1 protein-coding gene is annotated in these 1,235 nt (G+C 43.6%); it reads left to right on the top strand.

Translation table 11 applies throughout. The features are described 5' to 3' along the window. The first annotated feature begins 102 nt into the window (after positions 1-102). A complete protein-coding gene (locus CJD36_RS22870; protein WP_105041527.1) occupies positions 103-1,227 on the top strand; it encodes a serine hydrolase domain-containing protein in 1,125 nt (374 codons plus the stop codon). The last annotated feature ends 8 nt before the right edge of the window (positions 1,228-1,235 follow it).

Here is a 1,235-nt window from a genome sequence, read left to right as displayed (position 1 = left end):
TTTATTTTGACTTCCTAGCCCTTCGGACATCCGGAAGAACGGGGCTCGCTCATTATTCAAAATATCATACACGAACAGTCTGTAACCGATTATATTTACAGGATGGGAGTCCTCAAAATCGCTGCTATTATACTGCTTGTCCTTATAGTTATTGCCGCGGCATTATTCTTTTATTCCCGATATCGGATTAACAACATCAAAAACTATGGTAATTTGGAAACATCGCTTGACAAGCAGGTGCAAAAGACCTTGGCCAAAGAAAACACTTATGGGCTGGTGATAGGTGTATATAAAGATGGGAGTAACTTTGTCAAGGGATATGGCACATTGCTAAAGGGGGAAAACCTTTCACCTGATGGGGCGAGCATATTTGAGCTTGCCTCAACAAGTAAGCTTTTTACGACATCCCTGCTGCAAATCCTCTGTGACCGTGGTATCGTCCATCTGGATGATAAGATTGCTGACCTCCTACGGGAACAGATTTCGCTGCCAGCTTCTGCTGCCAATACAACGCTTCGCCAACTTGCCACCCATACTTCCGGCTTTCCTTCTTTACCACAGTCGCTAATGGATAAAATGCAGGACGAGGCTAATCCTTACAAAGATCTAAAAACACAGGATTTATATGATTACCTGACAACCTGTATCGGTAAGAAGGCAGAAGGTAAGTTTGAGTATTCAAACTTCGGAATGGGCCTGCTCGGACATATCCTTGCTTTAAAAGTGGGTAGTGATTATGAGGTTGCAGTACAGCGGGAACTGCTAAACCCGCTCAATATGAGCCACACGTTTGTGACGTTAGACAGCAATATGGTGGACAACATAGCTCAAGGCTACAATGGGAACGGCGAACCTGCCCCAATCTGGACAGATAATGTGCTTACAGGTGCCGGCTCTTTTCTATCCAATGCCTCGGACATGCTTCTGTTTATCCGTGCCAATTTAGATAAGCACCATCCTCTATATTCGGTATTGGTTAAAACCCATGCGCAACAGCTTGGTGGTGAGACTGGACTTGGTTGGTTACTTCCTGGTGGTCAAGAAAAATTTATAGGTAACACAACTGTGCTTTGGCACAATGGCATGGCTGGGGGTTATGCCTCTTATATTGCCATTGATACGATTTTCGGAAATGGGCTTATTATACTATCTAATAAGTCTGAGGATCTTACAGGCCGAGGTAATATGCTGATGAGAATGATAAATACACAGTCGTGGAAGCAATAATTTTCATG

Origin of the sequence: Flavipsychrobacter stenotrophus (assembly GCF_002954265.1) — a bacterium.
GTDB lineage: Bacteria > Bacteroidota > Bacteroidia > Chitinophagales > Chitinophagaceae > Flavipsychrobacter > Flavipsychrobacter stenotrophus.
This window is presented reverse-complemented; position numbering and strand designations above follow the sequence as displayed.

What these genes read in the sequence shown, in the direction of transcription:
- CJD36_RS22870 (WP_105041527.1), top strand. Translation starts at nt 103, where the DNA reads ATGGGAGTCCTCAAAATCGCTGCTATTATACTGCTTGTCCTTATAGTT.